Annotated in this window: 16 protein-coding genes; 7 read left to right on the top strand and 9 right to left on the bottom strand. The window is 70.1% G+C overall.

Features of this window, described 5'->3' with window-relative positions; genetic code table 11:
- Positions 1-7: 7 nt before the first annotated feature.
- The 5 genes from K3N28_RS05385 to K3N28_RS05365 all read right to left on the bottom strand — a co-directional run bounded on the left by K3N28_RS05385 (position 8) and on the right by K3N28_RS05365 (position 7,452).
- Complete coding sequence (locus K3N28_RS05385) at positions 8-2,278, bottom strand: acyltransferase family protein (protein WP_228091459.1); 2,271 nt, start codon at positions 2,276-2,278, stop codon at positions 8-10.
- Positions 2,279-2,571: 293 nt separating this feature from the next.
- Entirely contained in the window at positions 2,572-4,221 is a 1,650-nt protein-coding gene (locus tag K3N28_RS05380) for an ABC transporter permease (RefSeq protein ID WP_228091458.1), read from the bottom strand.
- On the bottom strand, positions 4,208-5,263 hold the full coding sequence (locus tag K3N28_RS05375; protein WP_228091457.1) for an iron-containing alcohol dehydrogenase family protein: 1,056 nt from the start codon (positions 5,261-5,263) through the stop codon (positions 4,208-4,210). The genes K3N28_RS05380 and K3N28_RS05375 overlap by 14 nt, the downstream gene beginning before the upstream one ends.
- Entirely contained in the window at positions 5,263-5,991 is a 729-nt protein-coding gene (locus tag K3N28_RS05370) for a sugar phosphate nucleotidyltransferase (RefSeq protein WP_228091456.1), read from the bottom strand. The genes K3N28_RS05375 and K3N28_RS05370 overlap by 1 nt, the downstream gene beginning before the upstream one ends.
- 237 nt (positions 5,992-6,228) lie before the next feature.
- Entirely contained in the window at positions 6,229-7,452 is a 1,224-nt protein-coding gene (locus tag K3N28_RS05365; RefSeq protein WP_228091455.1) for an NADP-dependent isocitrate dehydrogenase, read from the bottom strand.
- 543 nt (positions 7,453-7,995) lie between these two features.
- Between K3N28_RS05365 and K3N28_RS05360 the strand changes: the two genes are divergently transcribed.
- The 7 genes from K3N28_RS05360 (at position 7,996) to K3N28_RS05330 (ending at position 15,093) form a co-directional block, all read left to right on the top strand.
- Positions 7,996-9,138, top strand: coding sequence for an ABC transporter permease (locus tag K3N28_RS05360; protein ID WP_228091454.1), 1,143 nt, complete (start codon positions 7,996-7,998; stop codon positions 9,136-9,138).
- Positions 9,138-10,037: an ABC transporter permease gene (locus K3N28_RS05355; protein WP_228091453.1), complete on the top strand. Its 900-nt coding sequence runs from the start codon at positions 9,138-9,140 to the stop codon at positions 10,035-10,037. Before K3N28_RS05360 ends, K3N28_RS05355 begins: the two co-directional genes overlap by 1 nt.
- A gap of 4 nt (positions 10,038-10,041) precedes the next feature.
- Complete coding sequence (locus K3N28_RS05350) at positions 10,042-11,082, top strand: ABC transporter ATP-binding protein (RefSeq protein WP_228091452.1); 1,041 nt, start codon at positions 10,042-10,044, stop codon at positions 11,080-11,082.
- Positions 11,075-12,232, top strand: a complete 1,158-nt coding sequence (locus tag K3N28_RS05345; protein ID WP_228091451.1) for an ABC transporter ATP-binding protein — start codon at positions 11,075-11,077, stop codon at positions 12,230-12,232. The genes K3N28_RS05350 and K3N28_RS05345 overlap by 8 nt, the downstream gene beginning before the upstream one ends.
- Positions 12,220-12,408, top strand: a complete 189-nt coding sequence (locus tag K3N28_RS05340; protein ID WP_228091450.1) for a hypothetical protein — start codon at positions 12,220-12,222, stop codon at positions 12,406-12,408. The genes K3N28_RS05345 and K3N28_RS05340 overlap by 13 nt, the downstream gene beginning before the upstream one ends.
- Complete coding sequence (locus K3N28_RS05335) at positions 12,405-14,192, top strand: ABC transporter substrate-binding protein (protein WP_228091449.1); 1,788 nt, start codon at positions 12,405-12,407, stop codon at positions 14,190-14,192. Before K3N28_RS05340 ends, K3N28_RS05335 begins: the two co-directional genes overlap by 4 nt.
- 367 nt (positions 14,193-14,559) lie before the next feature.
- Entirely contained in the window at positions 14,560-15,093 is a 534-nt protein-coding gene (locus K3N28_RS05330; RefSeq protein WP_374209708.1) for a DUF305 domain-containing protein, read from the top strand.
- Positions 15,094-15,233: 140 nt separating this feature from the next.
- Here K3N28_RS05330 and pknB read toward each other — a convergent pair whose 3' ends face one another.
- The 4 genes from pknB to K3N28_RS23325 form a co-directional block, all read right to left on the bottom strand.
- A complete protein-coding gene (pknB, locus tag K3N28_RS05325) occupies positions 15,234-17,153 on the bottom strand; it encodes a Stk1 family PASTA domain-containing Ser/Thr kinase (RefSeq protein WP_228091447.1) in 1,920 nt (639 codons plus the stop codon).
- Between the two features lie 70 nt (positions 17,154-17,223).
- The gene (locus K3N28_RS05320) at positions 17,224-18,510 is read right to left on the bottom strand and encodes a serine/threonine-protein kinase (protein WP_228091446.1); all 1,287 of its coding nucleotides are present in this window, start codon (positions 18,508-18,510) and stop codon (positions 17,224-17,226) included.
- A 242-nt stretch (positions 18,511-18,752) separates the two neighbouring features.
- Positions 18,753-20,216, bottom strand: coding sequence for a penicillin-binding transpeptidase domain-containing protein (locus K3N28_RS05315; protein WP_228091445.1), 1,464 nt, complete (start codon positions 20,214-20,216; stop codon positions 18,753-18,755).
- Positions 20,213-22,153, bottom strand: a complete 1,941-nt coding sequence (locus tag K3N28_RS23325; protein WP_304608689.1) for an FtsW/RodA/SpoVE family cell cycle protein — start codon at positions 22,151-22,153, stop codon at positions 20,213-20,215. Before K3N28_RS23325 ends, K3N28_RS05315 begins: the two co-directional genes overlap by 4 nt.
- Positions 22,154-22,301: the final 148 nt, after the last annotated feature.

Genomic DNA, 22,301 nt, shown 5'->3' with positions numbered 1-22,301 from the left:
CGCTCGCTCACGAGGGGTCGGGGAGCTCGGCTTCGAGGAGCTTCGCCAGCGAGGCCGCGTAGTGCGTGGTCATGTGGTGCCGGTCCCGGTAGACGAGCGTGTTCTCCACGATGACCGGGCAGACGTCCTCAAGGCACAACCAACCCATGGGATCGATGACGGTGGCGCCCAGTTCCTCCTGAAGCTCCATGGCGTCGGCCCGCAGTCCGGGCTTCGACACCGACTCGTCCCGGTCGATGGCGCAGTTGCGCGGGTCATTGCCGTTCGCGGGCAGCGACAAACACTCGGGGACCGACTCTTCGGCCCAGGGCGTGTCCGCGATGGTGACCACTGTGGCGCCCGTCTCGCTCAACTTGGTCACCGTCTGCTCCCAGCCGGTCAGCCAGGTCTCCTCGACCGTCTGCCCGTCTTCCGCGATCACCGCAGGGTCGGTGCTGCTCAGCACCACCATGTCCGGCTTCACGTCCGCGAGCTCCTCGAACACCGCCGCGCGCCATGCCGAGCACTCGGTGTACTCGCGTTCCAGCGAGGAGTTCTCCACTCGCACGTCGACCGCGGTACAGGCGCTCTTCGTCCGGGTCAACAGCCGCCAGCCCTGCTCCTCCGCGATCAGTTCGAGCGCGGGGAACCACTGGGCCGCGTGGGAGTCGCCCATCACCACGACGGTGGTGTCGGCCTCGGTGTCACCGAAGACACAGCCGTCCGGGAGCTGCGCCGACTCCTGCTCGACGTGGCAGCCGTTCTCGTAGATCTTCGGCCGGTCGTCCGAGGCGTCGGCGAGCGAAGGCACGAGGTCGTCGGGGATCGACGTGAGCGCCGCCGCCGCCTCCAGCCGGGCCTCGACGCTCTCGGTGTTCTCGGCGATCTCGACCGGATCGCCCTCCGTGGTCTTCGCGTTCTGGAAGTTGACGGTGAGGCCGATGACCAGGGCCAGGCCGAGGAACGAGCACAGGATCCCCACGCCGATTCCGTAGACCGAATCGCGCTTGAACACCTTCGCGTTGCGGAACGGCGTCTCCACGAGGGAGTAGGAGAGCTGCGCGATGGCGAAGGTGGCGACGATCAGAAGCGTGTTGAGCACGATGCCCGGCTCGGCGCCGACCGCGAGCGGGATGAGGATGAGGATCGGCCAGTGCCACAGGTAGAGGCTGTAGGAGATCCGCCCGACGAACTGGAACGGGGCCGTCCCGAGCAGCGACGAGGCCGGATTGGCGGCCGGGCCCGATCCCGCGACGATGACGAGCATCGTGCCGGCCACCGGCAGCAGCGCGGTGTAGCCGGGGAACGCGGTCGCGTCGTCGTAGAGGACCGCCGCGGCGACGATCGCGGCGAGGCCGGCGATCCCGAGGATCCAGCCCAGGATCCGGGGCGTCTTCTTCAGCGCCGGGAGGACCAGGGCGAGGAACGCCCCGGCCGCGAGTTCCCACGCGCGGGTGTGGGCCGCGTAGTAGGCGGTCGGCTGCGACTGCTCGGTGACGAGGACCGAGAGGATCAGGCTGAGGGCGAAGACGCCGACGGCGAGGGCGATCCCGGTGTTCACGAGCCTGCCGGGGCTGCGCTTGACCAGGAGGAGCAGGCCGAGCAGGAGCAGCGGCCAGACGAGGTAGAACTGCTCTTCGACGGCGAGGGACCAGAACTGCTGGAACGGGGAGGGCATCTGGTCGGCGTTGAGGTACTCGGTCTGCTCGGCCACGAACCGGTAGTTCACGACGTAGACGATGACCGTGAACGCGTCCTGCATGACCGCTTCGAGGCGGGTGACCGGGAACCACAGCCACGCGCCGAGGACGGTGGCGATGGTGACGACGCTCGCGGCGGGCAGGATGCGGCGGGCGCGGCGGGCGTAGAACCCGGCGATGGAGATCTTCCCGGTGTCGAAGACCTCCTTCACCAGGAGCGAGGTGATGAGGAAGCCGGAGAGGACGAAGAAGACGTCGACCCCGACGTAACCGCCGGCGAAGAACGTGAAGCCCGCGTGCGACAGCAGGACCAGGGTGACGGCCACCGCCCGCAGGCCTTGGATGTCCGGGCGGAACCCGACGCCTTCCCAGCGCTCGGTCGGCCGGGGCCGCGAGATCGGCGCGGGCTGCGGGCGGGCGCCGGCGTTCGGCGGCTCGGGGGCGCGGAACGCCGGGCGCGCGGGGTAGGGACTCGGAGCGGTGCGCGCCCCCGCGGCGACGGGAGCCGCCGCGGCCGTGGGCAGGTGGAGGGTCTGCTCGTCGACTCCGGTCCCGGCTGCGGCGCTTGGTCGGGGCCCGGGAGGCTGGGGCGAGGTCATGATGCAGGGTTCTCCGTCTAGGGGGTGCCGGGGCGCTTCGAGTCGCCCCATACTAGGCGTCCGATTCCCGGCCGACGGGCCGGTGGTGACCGACCCGACCGATCGGGCACATCGGGGCGGGGCCGCGAGTCCGCTCGCTCCCCCATGGTACCGACGAAACGCCCGCGGCACCGTACCGCGTGGTGCGGGGTGTCGCCTGGGACGGCTTCGGGCGCTTCGCGATCGAACGGCGGGATCGGGGGCGACGGCGACGGCCCCCGCCGGGACCGGCGGGGGCCGTCATGGTCGATCGCTTAGAGCGCCTTGAGGACCTGCGGTTCCATCCGGTAGAAGACCCAGCGGCCGAAGAACATCAGGAAGGCCGAGAAGCCGATGGCGACGGAGAGCTGGAACGTGTTGGGGCCCAGCTCGGGGATGAAGGCCGCCCGGTGCATCGAGAAGATGCCGATGAGCGGGTTGACGGAGAAGAGGTCGAACAGCCACGGGTTGTTCTCCATCATTTCCGCATCCTTGACCTTGGTGATCGGGAAGATGATGCACGAGGCGTAGAAGAGCACTCGCATGAACAGGCCGAGGAAGCGCTGCACGTCCTTGTAGAGGACGTTCGCCGCGGCGAGGATGAAGGTCATGCCGGCCAGGAGCATCGTCTGGACCAGGATGGCCGGGATCAGCCACAGCAGGTTGAACCCCCAGGTGCCGCCGCCGAGGATCGCCACGAGGATGAGGATCGGGAAGCCGACGACGTATTCGGCGAAGCGCGCGAAGACCTTCGAGACCGGGAAGACCTCTCTGGGGACCTTCATCACGGTGATGAGGGCCGACTGCCCGTTGAGGGAGCTGGCGCCCTGGTTGACCGCCTGCGAGAACCACTGGTACGCGAAGATGCCGGAGACGATGAAGAGCAGGTAGCCCGCCTGGGGCGTGCCCGGGTCGTTCGGGATGGCCCGGCCGCCGCCGAAGACGATGTCGAAGACGAACCAGTAGATGAGCGTCAGGCCGAGCGGCTCGATGAGCGACCAGACGTAGCCCATCGCGGTCGACTGGTACTTGACGGCGAGGTCGCGGCGGACCAGGACCGACATGGCGTGCCGGTGGCGCAGGAGCGCGGTGAAGCCGGTGGTCAGCGGGAACTTCCGCTTGAGCGGCTTGGCTTCGGCGGCGCGCGCGCCGGTGGGGGGCTCGTCGCCGCGGGCCGAGTCGAGGAAGGCCGGGAGTTCGGCGGTGTCGTCGAGGTTCCGGCGGATCGGAGAGGCCCCGGCCATCGGCATGTCGCGGCCCGGTTCGGGCCGGATCGCGTACGGGGCCTGCGGGACCTGTCCCGGAGGCTGGGGCGCGGTCGCGGGCGGCGGCGGGTTCTGGCCGTACTGCGGCTGGTTCCCTTGGCCCCCCTGGCCGCCCGGCGGCGGGGAGGAGGCGGGAGGCGGAGGCTGCGGCGGCCGGCCGTACTGGCCCGGCGCGGGCTGGCCGTACGGGTTCGGCTGCCCGCCCTGCTGCGGCTGCGGCGCGCCGTACGGCTGCTGGCCACCGGGGCCGTGCGGCGGAGGGGGCGCGCCGTACGGCTGGCCCTGCGGGGCGCCGTAGGCGGGCTGACCGGCCGGGCTCGGGTGGTGGGACGGAGCGCCGTACGCGGCCGGCTGCGGCGCCGAAGGGGCGCTGTAGGAGGCCGGGCCGTAGCCCTGCGGGCCGCCCGGCGGCGTCGCGGCGGGAGGCGGACCGCCGGGGCCCGCCTGGCCCGGGGTGAGGCCCGGAGCGGCCGACGGCGGCGGGCTCGCGAACGCCGCCGAACCGGAGCTCATGGCCCCTCGGGGGTATCCCGCGGGGGAGGCCGAAGGCCCGGGACCGGGGACGCCTTGGGGCGCCTCCGCATCGGCGCGGTCCGGGCTCCCGTCGCCGCCGCCGGCCGGGCCGGAGACTCCGTCGGGGTGCGGGCTAATCGAGCTCATGCATCATCTCCGTCAGGTGTCGCTCAAGCGCCACCGAGTCCAGTTCACGATGTTCGAGAATCGTATAACGGCCTGGCCGGGTCCTCGGAGCGTAGTCGACGGCTGTGGCCAGCTCCGCCGTGCTCAGTCCGAGTTCACTCGCGGTGCGCGGCAGGCCGTGCCGCCGCATCGCGGCCGACAGCTCCCTGAACAGCGGTTCGTCCCCGCGCAGCCACGTGCACACGAGCGCGCCGAGCGCGCCCTGCTCCCCGTGGGAGGCGATGCCGGGATGGAGCACGTCGAGTGCGTGCGAGATCTCATGGCAGCCGCCCGAGCACGGCCGCGAGGAGCCGGCCATGCCCATGGCGAGGCCGCCTTGGACGAGGCCGTTCGCGAGGGACACGAGGAACCCGTCGTCGGCGATGGTGCCCGGGTGGCGCAGCACCGCCTCGGCGCCGCTGCGCGCGATCGCGACGGCGAGCCCGTCGATGGCCTCGCCGTTCACCTCGTGCGAGAGCTGCCAGTCGGCGACGGCCGAGAGGTTCGTGAGCGCGTCGCCCACGCCCGAGCGCAGCTGCGAGGCGGGGGCGCGGCGGATGAAGTCGAGGTCGGCGAGGACCGCGAGCGGCGGGTGCACGCCGTAGGAGACCGAGACGCCGTCGCGTTCGAGGGACGCGGTGGGGGACGCGAGACCGTCGTGGGCGAGGCTCGTGGCGACCGCCACCATGGGCAGGCCGAGCTCGGTGGCCGCGAACTTCGCGGTGTCCAGGAGCTTGCCGCCGCCGATGCCGACGAGCGCGTCGACGCGGTGGTCGTCGCGCAGCCGCCCGGCGAGGTCGCGCGCGCTGGCGAGGGTGCCGGGCTTGACGGTGTGCACGGTCGCGTCCGGCAGGTGGTCGAGCTCGGCGGCGATGGTCTCGCCGAGGCCCGGCCCGAGCGCGACGGCGACGCGGCCGCCCGAGGAGATCCGGGAGTCGACGAGCAGTTCGGGAAGCCGCGCGAGCGCCCCGGCCGCGATCTCGACCGTGATCGGCGCGAGGACCGTGCGGGCGAAGGTCGGCACTACAGGCCCTCGGCGATCGTCTTCGCGAGCGCCCAGTCGGCGTGGTCGTCGACCTCGGTCCAGGCGACGGGCCCCGTGGAGACGGTGCCGATCTGCCCGGCCTCGGCGAGGAGCTGGTAGGCGTCCTCGTAGTAGAGGGTCGAGTCGCGGGTGAAGGTGGCTTCGAGGGCCTTGGTGAGGTCCTCGGCGACGCCGGCGGGGATGAGGCTGACGCCGATGTACTCGCCCGCGGCGGTCGCGACCGGCTGCCGCTTGTGGATGAGCTCCACGCCGCCGGGGCCGACGCGGACCTTCATGGCCTCGTCGGTGAGGGTCTTGTGGTCGTCCAGGGCCAGGAGCAGCCGCGGATCGGTCTCTGCGGCGGCCAGGAGGCTCCGCTCGATGCTCGTGGGGTGGACGGTGTCGCCGTTGACCAGGAGCGCGCCGGTCGAGTAGTGCTCGCGGGCGGTCCACAGCGAGTAGGCGTTGTTCCAGTGCGGCTTGTCGTTGTCGACGATCGTGATCTGGACGCCGTAGCGGGTCTCCAGCTCGGACGCGTGGTCGCGGATCCGGTCGGCCGCGTGCCCCACGGTGATCGCGATGTCGCGGATGTCGACCTCGGCCAGGCCCCGCACGATGGTGTCGAGGATCGTCTCCGTCCCGGTGACCGGCAGGAGCGTCTTGGGCAGCTCGTCGGTGTCGGGGCGCAGGCGCTGCCCTTGGCCGGCGGCGAGGATGACGCCTCTCACGAATGGCTGCCTTTCGGTCGACGGCTTGCAACCCGCCTAGTTTACAAGTCCCGAAAGGGGGGAGGCCCCTGCCGAGTGTGCGCCTGCACACGTCGGCCGGGGCCTCCAACTGGGAAGGGACGGTGGCTACAGCGAGTCACCGCACCTTCTACAACGAACCTCCGGCGGCTCGGTTACGCGCCGGCTCGCACGAGTTCGCCGCCGGATCGCGGACCCCTCGGCGGGGCCCGCGGGTCCTCACTTGGCGGAGACGGCCTTGGCGAGGTTCTCCGACAGGGTGTCGAGGAACTCGTCGGTGGTCTGCCACTCCTGGTCGCGGCCGATGAGCAGCGCCAGGTCCTTGGTCATCTTGCCGCTCTCGACGGTGTCGACGACGACCTTCTCCAAATCGTTCGCGAAGCCGGTGACCTCGGGGGTGCCGTCGAGCTTGCCGCGGTGGGCGAGGCCGCGCGACCACGCGAAGATCGAGGCGATCGGGTTGGTCGAGGTCTTCTCGCCGCGCTGGTGGGCGCGGTAGTGGCGGGTCACGGTGCCGTGGGCGGCCTCGGCCTCGACGGTCTTGCCGTCGGGGGTCATGAGCACGGAGGTCATGAGGCCGAGCGAGCCGAAGCCCTGGGCGACGGTGTCGGACTGGACGTCGCCGTCGTAGTTCTTGCAGGCCCAGACGTAGCCGCCCTCCCACTTCATGGCCGCGGCGACCATGTCGTCGATGAGGCGGTGCTCGTAGGTGAGTCCCTTGGCGTCGAACTCGGCCTTGAACTCGTTGTCGAAGACCTCCTGGAACACGTCCTTGAACATGCCGTCGTAGGCCTTGAGGATGGTGTTCTTGGTGGACATGTACACCGGGTAGTTCCGGGCCAGGCCGTAGCGGAACGAGGCGCGGGCGAAGTCCTCGATGGACTTCTTGTAGTTGTACATGCTCATGGCCACGCCGCCGCCCTCCGGGTAGCGGGCGACCTCGAACTCCATCGGCGCGGAGCCGTCGTCGGGGGTGAAGGTGACGGTGAGCGTGCCGGGGCGGTCGACCTTGAAGTCGGTGGCCTTGTACTGGTCGCCGTGCGCGTGGCGGCCGATGATGATCGGCTTGGTCCAGCCCGGGACGAGGCGGGGGACGTTGCTCATGATGATCGGCTCGCGGAAGACCACGCCGCCGAGGATGTTGCGGATGGTGCCGTTCGGGGAGCGCCACATCTTCTTGAGGCCGAACTCCTCGACGCGGGCCTCGTCGGGGGTGATGGTCGCGCACTTGACGCCGACGTTGTGCTCGTTGATGGCGTTGGCGGCGTCCACGGTGACCTGGTCGTCGGTGGCGTCGCGGTGCTCGATGGAGAGGTCGTAGTACTTCAGGTCCACGTCCAGGTAGGGGTGGATCAGCTCGTCCTTGATCTTGCTCCAGATGATGCGGGTCATCTCGTCGCCGTCGAGTTCGACGACCGGGTTCGCGACCTTGATCTTCGCCATGGGTTTGGACCTCTCCTTGCGCTCGCCGCGCCTGGTTCGACTGCGCCTGTTGCAGGCACTGCGCCTTCAGCGGCAGCGCCTTCACCGACGCGGAGCGGACTGCTCGTAACAGTACGAGCGTACTGGCTTCGTTCCGGGGTCCGGACTCCGGGCCCGGGAGGCGATCGTCACATCGGCCTCGCGGCCGCCGCGCGGAGGACGGCGGCTCGGCCGAACGGGCGGATCGGTCCCCGTGGCGGCCCGGTATGGCGCGAGGCGGCCCGGACGCCTGGATGGGGGCGGGGCGAACCGGCTACCGTCGGTCGGCGCCCGCGCGATGAGAGCAGGGAAAACGCCCCCTGAAGTTCAACGTAACGATTCCGTCTCAAGGCTGGCGTGCGCCGGGTCACGGCAGGTAAGTTCGTTAACTAGAAACAATCTTTCCAATTTGTTTCGGACTCCCTGCACCACTGATGCGAGTCGACGCCCGCGAGCCATGGACGGCGAAGCCGGTCGACGCTCGCGAGCCGCAGTTCCGACTAGCGCACGAAGGAGTGCCACGAGGTGACCGCACCTGCCGCTGCACCACCGCCGGAGGCGGGCTCGGCGAAGCCCGCGAGCCGCAAGTCGGTCGAGCCGCAACCGAGCGTTGCGGACGGTCCGCCCCGCATCGCCGCCCGCGTCCTGCGACGCGTCTGGGCCTCCTACGCCTTCCGCCGCATCCTCCAGTCCGTGTTCGTGGTCTGGCTGGTCTCGACGATCACCTTCCTGCTCATGCACTTCATGCCGGGCGACCCGATCGAGATCATGGCCGGACGCCTCAACAGCGCCGGCATGTCGCACGAGCAGGCCATGGCCACGGCGTCGAACATCGTCAACTACGACCCCGACGCCGGCGTCTGGACGCAGTACCTGGGCTTCCTCAAGGGACTGGTCACGCTCGACCTGGGCAACTCGCTCACCAACCCGAGCAAGTCCGTCCTCGACCACGTCATGGAGTACCTGCCGTGGACGCTGTTCGCGGTCGGCGCGGGCGTCGTCCTGGCCACGGTGGTGGGCCTGTCGATCGGCATGGCCATGGCCTATCGGCGCGGCTCGGCCTTCGACCACGTCATGACCTCCATCGGGTCGTTCCTCACGGGCGTGCCGAACTACATCCTCATCGCCGCGGTCGTCGTCATCGGCTTCACGGTGCTCGGGGTCCTGCCGTTCCTCGACATGCGCGGCCGGGTCAGCGCCGGCGTCGAACCGGGCTTCAACCTCGTGTTCTTCGGCGACGCGCTCTTCCACGCCTTCCTGCCGATCATCGCGTTCGCGTTCACCGCGACCGGCTCGTTCATGCTCAACATGAAGGCCGCGACCACCGAGGTCCTCACCGAGGACTACGTGACGGTGGCGCAGGCCCGCGGCCTCAAGCCCGGCCGCATCAGCCGCGGCTACGTGGGCCGCAACGCGATGCTGCCGATCATCCCGCAGGTCGCGCTCCAGATGGGCACGCTCGTCGGCGGCTCGATCGTCATCGAGCAGATCCTCGACTACCCCGGCGCGGGCCAGATGCTCATGCAGGCCATCGGCAACCGGGACTACCCGGTCGTGCAGGCCGCCGTGATCGTCCTGGCGACCTCCGTGGTCATCGCCAGCCTGATCGTGGACCTCGTCCTGGTCAAGATCGACCCCCGCATCAAGAACCAGGACCAGGAGGCGTGATGAGCACTGTGGACGACGTCATCGCCAAGCCCCGGAAGCAGTTCCGAGAGACCTTCTTCGGGCAGGTGTGGACCGGGGTCACCCGCTCCCCCGCCGGGTTCGCCGGCACGGTCCTCGTGCTCGGGATCGTCCTGTTCTCCTTCGTCGGGCCGCTCCTGGTCGACCAGCACAACCCGACGGACACGTCGAAGATCTGGACCGCGCCGTCGGCCGAGCACTGGCTGGGCACGCAGTACGAAGGCAAGGACACCTTCACGATCCTGGTCAACTCCGGGGCCGAGCCGATCTGGGTCGGCACGCTCGCGGCGCTCATGGCCGTGTGCGTGGCCGTCGCCTTCGGGTCCGTCGCCGGGTACTTCCGCGGGAAGATCGACGCGGTCCTGCTCCAGCTCACCGACGTCACCGTCACGATCCCGCAGTTCCTGCTCATGCTCGCGGTCGTCGCGTTCTTCGACGACATCCCGCCGTGGGGCATCGCGGTCGTCGTCGGCTCCACCATGTGGGCGTTCCTGTTCCGGTCCATCCGCGCGCAGGTCATGTCCCTCAAGGAGCGCGAGTTCGTCGAAGCCGCCCGGCTCCAGAACCTCGGACCCGCCCGGATCGTCTTCCGGGAGATCCTGCCGAACATGGCCGGGTTCATCTTCGTCAACTTCGTCATCTCGGTGAACCAGGCGATCTACGCGATCGTCGGCCTCTACGTCCTCGGCCTCATGCCCTCCGGCACGCCGAACTGGGGCCTGATGATCCACATGTCCTGGAGCAACAACTTCCATCTCAACCCGAACACGCTGCCGTACGTCCTCGCCCCGCTGATCATGATCGTGCTCTTCACGATCGGGCTGGTGACCATGGGCCGCGGCCTCGACCAGGCCCTCAACCCGCGCCTGAGGGAAAGGTGAGACCATGACCGACCCGATTCTCCGCGTCCGCGACCTCTCGATCGCGTACCGCACCGGCCGGAAGGAGTCGGTGACCGCCGTCAGCGGCGTCGACCTCGACCTCTACGAAGGACAGTCCCTGGCGCTCGTCGGCGAGTCCGGCTGCGGCAAGACCACCCTCGGGCTGGGACTGCTGCGCCTGCTGCCGGGCCTGGGCGAGATCACCTCCGGCTCGCTCGCGTACCGGCTCAAGGACGGCTCCACCGCCGACCTGCTGCAGATGAGGAAGGAGCAGCTGCGCCGCTTCCGCTGGAACGAGGCCGCCATGGTCTTCCAGGGCGCGATGAACGCCTTCAACCCCGTCATCAAGATCTGGGAGCACTTCGCCGACACCCTCCGCGACCACGCGGACGGCAAGAAGTGGACGAAGGCCGCCGTCGAGGCCCGCGCCGGGGAGCTGCTGGAGACCGTCCGGCTCGACCCGGACCGGGTGCTCCAGTCCTATCCGCACGAGCTGTCGGGCGGCATGAAGCAGCGCGCGCTCATCGCCCTCGCGATCGCCCTCGATCCGCAGGTGCTCGTCCTCGACGAGCCGACCACGGCCCTGGACCTCCTGACGCAGCGCTCGATCGTGCAGCAGCTCCATGAGCTGCGGAAGCGCTTCGGGTTCACGATGGTGTTCATCACCCACGACCTCGGCCTCGCCGCCGAACTCGCCGACCGGGTCGCCACCATGTACGCCGGGCGCATCATCGAGACCGGCTCGGCCCGCGACATCTTCCACGGGCCCAAGCACCCCTACACGGCGGGCCTGATCAACGCGGTCATGCCCGTCAAGGGCGACCGGCCCGCGCTGGAGTCCATCCCGGGCTATCCGCCGAGCCTCAAGGCGATGCCGGACGGGTGCGCGTTCAACCCGCGGTGCGCCTTCGCCACCGACGAGTGCCGCAGGGACAGGATCGAACTCGACCTGCTCACCGAGCGCCCGCTCGGCATGACGCACGCGGCCGCGTGCCTGCACCACGACCAGGTCCGCTTCGCGCGGAAGGAGGCTGCGAATGTCTGAGGTTCCCACCCGTCGCCCCGCCCACGGCCCCGAACCGGAGGGCGCTTCGCGCCCGCCGGCCCCGCTGCTGAAGCTGTCGGGCCTGGAACAGGTATTCGACACCAAGAAGGGCCCCGTCGCCGCCGTCGGCGGCGTCGACCTCGAGGTCAAGCCGGGCAAGGTCCTGTGCCTCGTCGGCGAGTCCGGCTGCGGCAAGACCACGACCGCCCGCGCGGCCGCCGGGATCACCCGGCCCACCGGCGGGTCCGTCGAGTTCCGCGGGCGGGCCCTCGACGCGATGAACGCGGCCGAGCGCGCCCGCTTCCGGCGCGCGGTGCAGTACATACACCAGGACCCGTACGCGGCCCTCAACCCGACGCGGACGGTCTACTCGACGCTCACCGCCGGGCTCAAGCGGCACGGCCTCGTCAAGGGCAAGGCCGAGGCGCGGGCCAAGGCCGCCGAGCTGCTGCGGCTCGTCGACCTCACCCCGCCCGAGTCCTACCTGGACGCCTACCCGCACCAGCTCTCCGGCGGCCAGCGCCAGCGCGTCAACGTCGCGCGGTCGCTGGCGATGGACCCCGAGCTGCTCATCTGCGACGAGTCGACCTCCATGCTGGACGTGTCGATCCGGGTGAGTCTGCTCAACACCCTCGGGCGGCTGCGCGACGAGCTCGACGTCGGCTTCCTGTTCATCACCCACGACCTCGCCGTCGCGAAGTACTTCGCGTGGGACGGCGAGATCGCGGTCATGTACCTGGGGAAGGTCGTCGAGCACGGCCCCACCCCGGAGGTCATCGGGAATCCCCAGCACCCGTACACCAAGGCCCTCATCGGCGCGGTGTGCGAGCCGGACCCGGACCTGGCGCGGGCGAACCGCTCGGCGGAGCAGCTCCGCTCCGCCGAGATCCCGAGCCTCCACGACCTGCCCGCCGGGTGCGCGTTCCACCCGCGGTGCCCGGCCTTCGAACCGGGCCTGTGCGACGGCGCCGAGCCGTCGCTGCAGGTCGCTTCGCGGCGGCGGGTGTCCTGCCACGTGGTCGACCGCGACCGCGAGCGGGCCGAGGACCGGACCGTCACGTTCGAGGCCGTCCCCGGCTCGCGGCGCCCCGCCTCCGGTGAGACCGCCGAAGATCCACAGACCTTGCGAGGCGCGGCATGGTCGGCCTGATCGCCCGACTGGGACTCGGGTTCGGGGTCTTCCTGGCCCTGAGCGCGGCGCTCCTCCTGCTCTTCACCCCTTCGGGAACCGCGGAGTCCGCGGTCAGCGCGCTGACCGTCGGCCTCGGGCTGCTCCTCATCCTCATCTCGATTTCAGCCCTCTACATTGAAAGGAAACGGCGATGACCTCTCAGCGATTCGAGCTCAGCCGACGCAACCTCATGCAGGCGGTCGGCCTCGGCGCCGGCGCCGTTGCGACCACGAGCGTGCTCGGGGCCTGCCAGGCCGAAGGCGCGGAAGGCGACGACGCGAACGGCACGTTCGTGTTCGCCTACCCGTTCGACACGACCACGCAGCACTACAACGCCGCGATCAACAACGCGGCGCTGCTGACGGCGGCGCCCAACGCGGAGCTGTTCATCCCCCGCCTGGGCATCCTGGACTGGGACAGCCTGGAGTGGATCCCGCAGCTGGCCGAGTCGATCACCCTGGACGGCACCGTGCTGACGCTGAAGCTCCGCACGGGCGTCAAGTGGACCGACGGGACCGACTTCACCGCGAAGGACGTCGTGTCCTCGCTGTACCTGCAGCGGCTCAACGCCGCGCAGGGCACCGTGGGCTGGGACCAGTTCGTGTCGGCGACCGCCGACGACGACGCCACCGTGACGGTGACCTACTCGGAGGCGTTCCCGGGCGTCGAGCACGGCGTGGTCAAGACCCAGGTGCTCCCGTACTCGCGGTACGGCGCGTGGGGCGACGAGGCCCAGGGCCTGGTCGAGGCCGGGCAGCTCCAGGGCTCCCCGGAGCAGTCGGCGCTGGCCGAGAAGATCGCCGCCGAGGACTTCCTCGACGCCGAGGACGGGTTCATCACATGCGGCGCCTACAAGTTCGACACCATCGGCGAAACCGTCATCACCTACACGGTGCACCCGGACGGCCTGTTCGCCGACCAGGTGAAGTTCGCGACCTTCGAGGTGCAGAAGGCCGACAACTCGGGCGTCGTGCAGTTCTACCTGACCGGTGAGATCGACTACGCGACCCACGTGCTCGGGGCGACCGACCGGCAGACCATCGCCGGCGTCGAGGGCCTGAAGGAGCTGTCGACGCCCGGCTTCGACGGCATCGGCCTCATGCTCAACTACAAGCGGTTCCCGGAGTTCCAGGACGTGCGGGTGCGCAAGGGCCTGCAGTACGTCTTCGACGCCGAGTCCATCGGCGAGATCGCGAAGGGCGCGGGGGGCTACTACATCCCGGCGACCTTCACGGGCCTCGCGGACCCGCACGCCGAGGGCCTGTTCGACGACGTCGAGCTGGAGTACTACACGGCCGACCACGCCAAGGCGGCGAGCCTGCTGGAGGAGGCCGGCTGGACGAAGGAGTCGGACGGCTGGCACAAGGCCGACGGCTCGCTGGCCGAGTACACGATCATCGGCGTCGAGGGCTGGACCGACTTCGTCCTCTCCGGCGAGCAGGCCGCCGCGCAGCTGAAGGAGTTCGGCATCGCGGTGTCGTACGAGAACGTCCCCGGCGACAACCCGTGGGGCATCTGGGGCGCGGGCGAGTTCGACATCGCGGTGCGCCAGTGGGGCAACCCGTTCGTGCCGTACGTGTACGGCGCCTGGCAGATGACCTGGTTCACCGACAACTCGAACACCGCCGACGCGCCGGGCATGGGCCTGGCGGTCGACGCGGTCGAGACGGCCTCGCAGGGCACGGTGAACGTCAACGACCTGTACCTCAAGTCCCAGCAGGGCACTGAGGAGGAGCAGGCCGCGGCGAACAAGACCCTCGGCATCGTCTTCAACGAGACCCTGCCGCGGCTGCCGCTGTTCATGAACCAGCGCGTCAGCTACGCCGTGGAGGGCGAGCGGGTGAAGTCGGTCGACCCGGGCTCGTACGAGCTCAACGACATCTACTTCGACAACCCGATCATGGTCCGCATCCTCGAAGGCGGCATCGAGCCCGCATAGGACCGCGCCCCGGGCTCGGGGAACGGGTCCGGGACGCCGCAAGCCCGGCGGCGGGGGTGGTCCTCAGCCCCGTCCCGTGGCCGCGCAGAAGACCGAGGCGGGTCGAAGCGCGGCGAACGAGAGCAGCAGGGCCCCGACCCACAGGTCGGGGCCCTGCTGGTGTCCGGCGGTCGAGATCGGGCCTCCGCTGAGCGGCGCTCAGTTTATTGCGCCTGGCTGCGGGTTACCGCAATCGAGGCGGAATGGAAGCGCGCGGAGCGATACGGCGGCACGCTGAAGCGTGGCGAGGACCCACGACGAACGGAGTTTTCCAGTGAAGGACGAGCACGATGCGAAGGGCGCCGACAAGACGGGTCGACGGCACGACATGAAGAGGTACCTGCGGTTCGCGGCGATGATCCTGACCGGCATGGTCGTCATGTACGCCGCGATGTACGTCGGCACCTGGGAATGGGGGCACGTCCGCTGGAGCGAGAGCCGCATGTTCATGGCGCTCACCATGGGCGGGGCCATGGGCCTGATCATGCTGGCGTGGATGCTGAACATGTACCGCAACACCAAAGCGAACCTCGGCGTCGTCGCGGTGAGCCTGCTCCTGCTCGGCGGCGGCGCGTTCCTCGACCGCAGCCAGGCCACCGTGGAGGACGCCGGGTGGATGAGCGCCATGATCCCCCACCACTCGTTGGCGATCACCAGGTCCGAGCGGGCCCAGATCGCCGACGTGCGGGTCTGCGAGCTCGCCGCGCAGATCAGCGAGGCGCAGCGGCGGGAGATCCTCGAGATGGAGTGGCTCATCGAGGACATCCGGCGCAACGGCCCGGCCGAGACGGTCGAAGAGGCGCAGGCCCGGCAGGTCCCCGACTTCACCGAGGCCGCCGACCGCCAGTGCCCGGCGAACTGATCCGATCCGGCCTGCAGGACTTCGGCGCGCTCACCCGCGGGAGGGGAGCGCGCCGTTTTCCGCCGTCGACTCGCGGACGAAGGAGGGCCCCGCCGCGGTGTCGCGGCGGGGCCCTCCCTCGTCGGCGCCGGTCGGCGTCGCTAGTTCTCGTTCTCGCAGGACGGCGGGTCCAACGGGCCGCAGGTCTCATCCTCCGGCGTGGTCTCGTTGCCGCCACCGCCGCCCCCGCCGCCGTTGCCGTCATCCGGGGCCGGGACGATGGTGATCTCGGAACCCGGGGCGACGACGTCGCCGCTGGTGAGCCCCCCGTCGGGACCGGAGACGCTCTCGATGGCCGCGGCCTCCGGGTCGCCGTCGACGGTGGCGGTGAGGCCCATCCCGTTCAGCGTGTCCGCGAGCGCCTGCGGCGTCGTCGAGGCGTCCCACTGGACCACCACGCCCTGAGCGGTGATGGTGATCGTGGTGTCCACGGACTCGGTGGAGCCGCTGCCCGGGTCCTGCGCGTAGACGACGTTCGCAGTGTCGCCACCGTTGCCCCAGACGACCTCCGCGTTGAAGCCTGCGTCCTCCAGCGCGTTCCTCGCGGTCTCGACGGTCATGCCGACCACGTCCGGGACGGTGGCCTGGCCGCCGGCCGAGACGACGAGCGTCACCGGGGTGCCGATCTCGACCTCTTCCCCGGCCTCGGGGGTCTGGCTCAGGACTTCGCCTGCCGGCGCGGTACTCGCCTCTTCCTTCCGCTCGACCACGAGGTTGAGCTCTTCGAGCGTCGCCTTGGCCTCGTCGAACTGCTCGCCGACGACGTCTTCGACGACAACGGGGTCGGGTTTGACCATGACCGTGATGGTCACCGTCGCCCCATCCGCCTCTTCGGTGCCGGGCTCGGGATCCTGTTCGGCGACCAGACCGATGCCGGGGTCGTCCGGGACCTCGGCCACCACCTGCGCGACTTCGACCTTGAAGCCCTCGGCCGCGAGCATGTCCGTCGCGGCCTCCTCGGTCTGGCCGATCACGTTCGGCACCGGGACCATGGCCGGCTCGTCGAGCATCTTCATGAGGCCCCACCCGGCCGCGGCCACCGCGACCAGCGCGAGGATCACCCCCATGGCGATGAGCCACGGGCGGCGCTTGCTCGACGCCGTCTCGATGGGCCTGATCGGCGCGGTCGCGTCCGCGTCGATGATCTGGGTCCGCTCGCCCTCGCTCATGACCGCGGGGGCCATGACGGCCTGGCCGCGGGCGGCGCGGATGAGGTCCTCGCGCATCTCGCCGGCCGAGTGGTACCGGTTCTCGGGGTTCTTCGCGAGCGCCTTCATGACCACGGCGTCCACGGAGGGCGGGACGTTCGGGTTGAGCTCCGAAGGCGGCCGGGCCTCCTCGCGGACGTGCTGGTAGGCCACGGAGACGGGGTTGTCGCCCGTGAACGGCGGGTGCCCCACGAGCAGTTCGTAGAGGACGCAGCCGACCGCGTAGACGTCCGAGCGGGCGTCCACGGTCTCGCCGCGGGCCTGCTCGGGCGAGAGGTACTGCGCGGTGCCGATGACCGCGCTGGTCTGGGTCATGGTGGCCTGGCCGCTGGCCAGGGCCCGGGCGATGCCGAAGTCCATGACCTTGACCTGGTTGGTGTCCGAGAGCATCACGTTGCCGGGCTTGACGTCCCGGTGGATGATGTGGTGCTTGTGGGAGAAGTCCAGGGCCGAGCACATGTCGGCGACCACTTCGCACGCCGAGGCGTAGTCGAAGCGGCCTTCGGCGATGAGGACCTCTTTGAGGGTCCGGCCGTTGACGAACTCCATCACCATGTAGGGGATGCCGGCCTCTTCGCCGGTGTCGAAGACCGCGACGATGTTGGGGTGGTTGAGCGAGGCGGAGTTCTGGGCCTCGCGCTGGAAGCGGATGAGGAACGACTCGTCACGAGAGAGGTCGGCCCGCAGCAGCTTGACCGCGACGTCACGACCGAGGCGCAGGTCGCGACCGCGATGGACCTCGGCCATGCCTCCGTAGCCGACGACCTCGCCGATCTCGTATCTGCCGCCCAGTAGGCGGGGCTCTGTCGTCATCGCGTTTTACGTCCTCGTGTTCCGTTCATCGCGGCTTGATTCTAATGGCAGGAGCAGGGCGGAAAGCCCGCTATCGATCACAGTCGTCTAGCAGGCAGGACCCAATGCCTCCGCCGCCGGTCTCCTGGCCGGGGTCTTCGGGTTCGGAAGTCTCCTCTTGCGGCGTGGGGTCTTCGTCGGCGGTCTCCTCGGTCTGCGTGTCCGAGGTCGTCTCTTCGCCGCCGGGCGTGCCGCCGCCGTTCAACTGCAGGAGCAGCAACACCATACCGCCGAGCACGACCAGCCCGACCACGCCCGCGAGGACTTTGACGAGCCCACTGCTCATACGCGGCTTGGACGCCGGGGGCGGCGGGACGGCTCCCAGTTCGATGCCGGGCGGCGAGGCGGGGTGCTGCGGCGAGCCGATCGGCGTCTGCGGGGCGACCGGCGCGGGCTCGGCGACGCCCGCGGGCGGCCCGCCCATCGGGACCATGCCCGCGCGGCGCGGGAGCCGGCCGACGGGCGGCATGACCGAGGTCGACGGGGGCGCGTCGACCGCGACGCGCGCGGCGGCGGCCATGTCGGCGGCGCTCGCGAAGCGCTGGTGCGGGTTCTTGGCCATGGACCGCTCGACGAACGCGCGCACGCCCGGCGGGACGTCCGGCGGCAGCGGCGGGGGCGGCGTGCGCACGTGGTGGAGGGCGAGCTCGATGGGGTTCTCGGCGGTGAAGGGCCGGTGCCCCGTGAGGCCGTGGAAGGCGACGACGCCGAGCGAGTACATGTCGGAGGCGGGCAGCACGCCCGTGCCCTCGGCCTGCTCGGGGGCGATGTAGGAGGCGGTGCCCATGACCGAGCCGGTGGCGGTGAGGTCGCCGGAGGCGCCCGAGCGGGCGATGCCGAAGTCGGTGAGCACCGCCTGGCCGTCCCGGTCGCGCACCAGGATGTTCCCGGGCTTGATGTCGCGGTGGATGATGCCGCGCTCGTGGGCCTGCTGGAGCGCTTCGGCGGTCGCGGCGATGATCGGCATGAGCTCGCGGGCGTCGATCCGCCCGCGTGCGGCGAGGAGGTCGGCGAGGGACTTGCCCTCGATGAACTCCATCACCAGGTAGGCGGTGGTCTCGCCGCTGGGCAGGTCGGCGTTGCCGAAGTCGTGGACGTTGACGATGTGCGGATGGGTGAGGGCGGCCACGGTCTTGGCCTCGGCGCTGAAACGCTTGGCGAAGCCGGGCTCGCTCAGGAGTGCGGGCAGCATGGCCTTGACGGCCACGGTCCGCTCCAGGACGGTGTCCTCGGCCCGCCAGACCTCGCCCATGCCGCCGACGGCAACGCGTTCGCGCAGGCGATAGCGTTGCCCGAGGAGCATTTCGGGGCTCAACACGGCGTCTCCTCATTTCTCAGGGCGGATCAGCTCCGGGGTCGACGCTTCAGTCTACTGGCAGGCCGCCCAGCACCAGGCCGTCGAGACCGTCTCGAAGATCCACGCCCTGGCGGCTGCTTCGGTTGCCGCATCAGAAGATCGTGAGGAAATCGTGTCTTTGCCGCTATGCGCGCTCGGTCACTCGCGGGCTCGGCGAGGCCGCCGCACGGCTCGCGGGCGCGGCCGTGCGTGCGAGCCGCCGGTCAGTCCTGCCCTTCCAGGACCTGCTCCATGAGGTTCCCCGAGATATCGGCGGCCTTCGCGGAGGCGCCGTCGCCGTAGGAGTCGAGGAACACGGCGACCGCGACGGCCGGCTCGTCGTCGCCGTTCATCGCCCAGCCGTGGAACCAGCCGTGGTCGGGCAGGGTGTTGTCGCTGGAGTCGGAGTGCTCGGCGGTGCCGGTCTTGCCGCCCACCGTGTAGCCGTCGACCTGGGCGGTCGTTCCGGTGCCGCCCTCGTCGACCACGGCCTCCATGAGGATGCGCATCTCCTGGGCGGTGTCGATGTCGATGACGCGGCCGCGGCTGTCCTCGTCGCCCTTCTGGACGGTCTCGCCCTCGGAGTCGGTGAGCTCGGCGATGAGCTGCGGAGCCATCAGCTCGCCGTCGTTGGCGATGGTCGCGGCGATGAGCGCGTTCTGCAGGACGGTCTCCTTCACGTCCTGCTGGCCGATGCAGGCCTGCGCACGAAAGGCCTCCTCGGTGAGGTCGCCCGTATCGGAGGCCACCGAGGGCAGCGGCGTCTCGAACGCCTCGCCGAAGCCGAAGGACTCGGCCATCTCGGTGATCTGCTCGGCAGTGAGCTCCTCGACGCAGAGCCGGGCGAACGTGGTGTTGCACGACTTCGCGAAGGCCTCTTCGAGGGTCATCTCCTCATCGGGGCACTGGTCGTTGGAGTTCCGGATCTCGTGGTCCGTGTTCGGGGCGGTGTAGCCGTTCCCGGCCGGGACCATCGAGTCGGCCTTGCCGCCGTTCTCGATGAACGCCGCGGCCACGATGGTCTTGAAGGTCGAACCGGGCGGGTAGAACTCGAGGCGGGTGCGGTCGCGCGCCGGGTTGTCCTCGTCCGCGTTGACGGCCTCCCAGGCCTCCTTGGCGGTCTCGCCGCTGGGCGAGGCGACCCCGCTCGGGTCCCAGCCGGGATAGGAGGCCTCGGCGAGGATTCTCCCGGTCCGCGGGTCGAGGACGACCGCGCCGCCCTTGACGCCCGTGGCGGCGAGCGCGTCGTACGCGGCCTTCTGGAGCTCGGGGTCGAGGGTGGTCACCACGTTGCCGCCCGGCTTGCGCTCCTTGAGGACCGTGGCCCAGAAGTCGTCGAAGGCCAGGAGGGAGCTGGTGCCGTTGAGCAGCGGGTTCATGGCCTCCTCCAGGTTGGAGACGCCGTAGTGCAGGGCCTTGAAGCCGGTGATGTTCCCGAAGTATTCACCTTCGGGGTAGACCCGCTGGTAGGCGTAGTCGCCGCCGTCGGTGGGGACCGACTCGGCGATGACGAGGTCGCCGGCGAGGATCTTGCCGCGCGGCACGCCGTACTCGTCGATGAGGGTGCGGCCGGCGGCCACGCCCTCGTACTCGTCGTGGTGGAAGAAGCCCACCCAGGTGGACTGGACGATGAGGGCGCCCAGGAGGAGCAGCGCGATGACGCCCATGCGTCGCAGGGCCGGGTTCATGAGTCCCCTTCTCTACGTTGGTCTTCGGAGGACCGGGGTCGACTGTTGTAGGGGGCGCCGTTCCTCGGGGGGCTGCCGAACGCCGAGTCGGGCGGCGGGGGCGGGCTCTGCGGGGCGGGGCGGGTGGTGTTCCCGGGCGGGCTGTGCAGCGGCGGTGACGGGGGACTGCTCGGCCCGCCGAAGGCCGAGTTCGGCGGCGGAGGCGGCGAGTACTGCGGTCCGGCCGGGCTGCCGGGGTGGGCGGGGCGGCCCGTGGAGCCGCCGGGAGGGCTGGTGTGGCCGCCGGGCTGACCGGTGGATCCGCCGGTCGGGGGGGACATCGGGCCGGTCGCTCCGAGCACGTCCTCTTCCACGGTGCTGCTGCCGGGTCCTTGCAGGTGGCCGGGGATGATGAGCGCGGTCGGCTGGTCGCCGCCGGGGATCGGGCCGGAGTCGGCCACGCCCGCGAGCTCGGCCTTCTCGGCGGCCCGGCGGGCGGCCTGCTCGGCGAGGAACTCCGGCGGGGCCTCGGTCTTCTGGAGGCCGTACGAGGCCTGCCAGGGTTTGCGGGCGTCGTCGGAGACGCGGACCAGGAGGCCGATCAGGAGCCAGGAGCCGACGAGCGAGGAGCCGCCCGCGGCGAGGAACTGCGTGGTCTGGCCGGTCATCGGGATGAGCCCGGTGACGCCGCCGAAGACCACGAACAGCTGGAACGCGACCAGGAACGCCAGGCCGCCGGCCATGAGCTTGCCGAACAGGTCGCGCGACATGATGCCGGTCTTGAAGCCGCGCTCGACGAGGATCGCGTACACCAGGAGGATCGCGATGAGGCCGATGAGGCCGACCTCCTCGCCGATCGCGGCGAGGATGAAGTCCGACTCGGAGGCGGGGATGAGGTTCGGGTTGCCGGCCCCGGGGCCGTTGCCGAGGAGGCCGCCGCTGTTGAGCGCGACCAGGCCCTGCACGAGCTGGTAGGAGTCGTTCACCGGGTCGTTGACGTATTTCCACGGGTCGAGCCAGATCGCCACGCGGGTCTGGAGGTGCCCGAAGAACGGGTAGATCGCGATGCAGCCGCCCACGAACATGGCGAGGCCGATGAGGATCCAGGAGGCCCGCCGCGTCGCCATGTACAGCATCGACAGGAAGATGCTGAACAGCAGCAGCGAGGTGCCGAGGTCGCGCTCCATGACGAGCATGAGGAGGCTGGCGGCCCAGACGATGACGATCGGCCCGAGGTCCTTCAGGCGCGGCAGCTGGAGGCCGAGGATCTTCTTGCCCGCCACCGACAGCATGTCGCGCTTGCGCACCAGGTACACGGCGAAGAAGATCAGCAGCATGAGTTTGGCGAACTCGCTCGGCTGCACCGAGAACGATCCGATGCGGATCCAGTTCTTCGAACCGCCGGACTCGGAGATCGAGGAGGGCAGGAAACCCGGCAGCGCGGCGAGCGCGATGCCCGCGAACAGCAGGATGTACGCGTAGCCGCGCAGCATCCGGTGGTTGCGCACGACCGCGAGGAACACCGTCAGCAGGACCACGGCGGCCATGTAGTACATGAGCTGGCGTCCGCCCTGCCCGCCGAAGACGCCGGCGTCGGCCGGCAGGGGGTCGTCGGTCATCGCGGTGCGGTCGATCCGTCTGATGTAGACGATGCCGACGCCGGTGAGGAACGCGGCGATCGGCACGAACAGCGGGTCGGCGTAAGGGGCGAGGACCTTGACGGCGGTCCAGGCGCACATCGACACGATGAAGATGAGGATCGGCAGCATGAAGGTGACCGAAGTGGTGGTCTCCGTGAGCGCCAGGTCGATCGTGAGCTGGAAGAGGAACACCGCGACCCCGGCCGCGATGAGCATGGCGATCTCGGTGCCGATGCGCTTGGGCATGCCCGACAGGGGCGTGAGCGGCGTCTCGGACGGTCCCGCCGGCCGGGCGGTCGCCGACATGGGCTGGGCCATCAGTTCCCCTCGCGTCTCGTTCGGCTCCGGTGCCGGCGGCTCTGCGCGCTCCGCCGCGGCAACGGTGTTCGGCTTCGCCCCGGCGCCGGGGGCCGGCTCCGCGGGTTGCAACCAAAGTACTTGTGCGCCTGAGTGCCCAGAGACACCC

This window comes from Glycomyces sp. TRM65418 (genome assembly GCF_019710475.1).
Taxonomy (GTDB): Bacteria; Actinomycetota; Actinomycetes; order Mycobacteriales; family Micromonosporaceae; genus Glycomyces.
This window is presented reverse-complemented; position numbering and strand designations above follow the sequence as displayed.

Excerpts from the sequence above, each read along its gene's own strand:
- K3N28_RS05355 (WP_228091453.1), top strand. The coding sequence starts at position 9,138 with ATGAGCACTGTGGACGACGTCATCGCCAAGCCCCGGAAGCAGTTCCGA.
- pknB (WP_228091447.1), bottom strand. The coding sequence starts at position 17,153 with ATGACGACAGAGCCCCGCCTACTGGGCGGCAGATACGAGATCGGCGAG.
- K3N28_RS05385 (WP_228091459.1), bottom strand. The coding sequence starts at position 2,278 with ATGACCTCGCCCCAGCCTCCCGGGCCCCGACCAAGCGCCGCAGCCGGG.
- K3N28_RS05345 (WP_228091451.1), top strand. The coding sequence starts at position 11,075 with ATGTCTGAGGTTCCCACCCGTCGCCCCGCCCACGGCCCCGAACCGGAG.
- K3N28_RS05350 (WP_228091452.1), top strand. The coding sequence starts at position 10,042 with ATGACCGACCCGATTCTCCGCGTCCGCGACCTCTCGATCGCGTACCGC.
- K3N28_RS05335 (WP_228091449.1), top strand. The coding sequence starts at position 12,405 with ATGACCTCTCAGCGATTCGAGCTCAGCCGACGCAACCTCATGCAGGCG.
- K3N28_RS05365 (WP_228091455.1), bottom strand. The coding sequence starts at position 7,452 with ATGGCGAAGATCAAGGTCGCGAACCCGGTCGTCGAACTCGACGGCGAC.
- K3N28_RS23325 (WP_304608689.1), bottom strand. The coding sequence starts at position 22,153 with ATGGCCCAGCCCATGTCGGCGACCGCCCGGCCGGCGGGACCGTCCGAG.
- K3N28_RS05380 (WP_228091458.1), bottom strand. The coding sequence starts at position 4,221 with ATGAGCTCGATTAGCCCGCACCCCGACGGAGTCTCCGGCCCGGCCGGC.
- K3N28_RS05315 (WP_228091445.1), bottom strand. The coding sequence starts at position 20,216 with ATGAACCCGGCCCTGCGACGCATGGGCGTCATCGCGCTGCTCCTCCTG.
- K3N28_RS05330 (WP_374209708.1), top strand. The coding sequence starts at position 14,560 with ATGAAGAGGTACCTGCGGTTCGCGGCGATGATCCTGACCGGCATGGTC.
- K3N28_RS05340 (WP_228091450.1), top strand. The coding sequence starts at position 12,220 with ATGGTCGGCCTGATCGCCCGACTGGGACTCGGGTTCGGGGTCTTCCTG.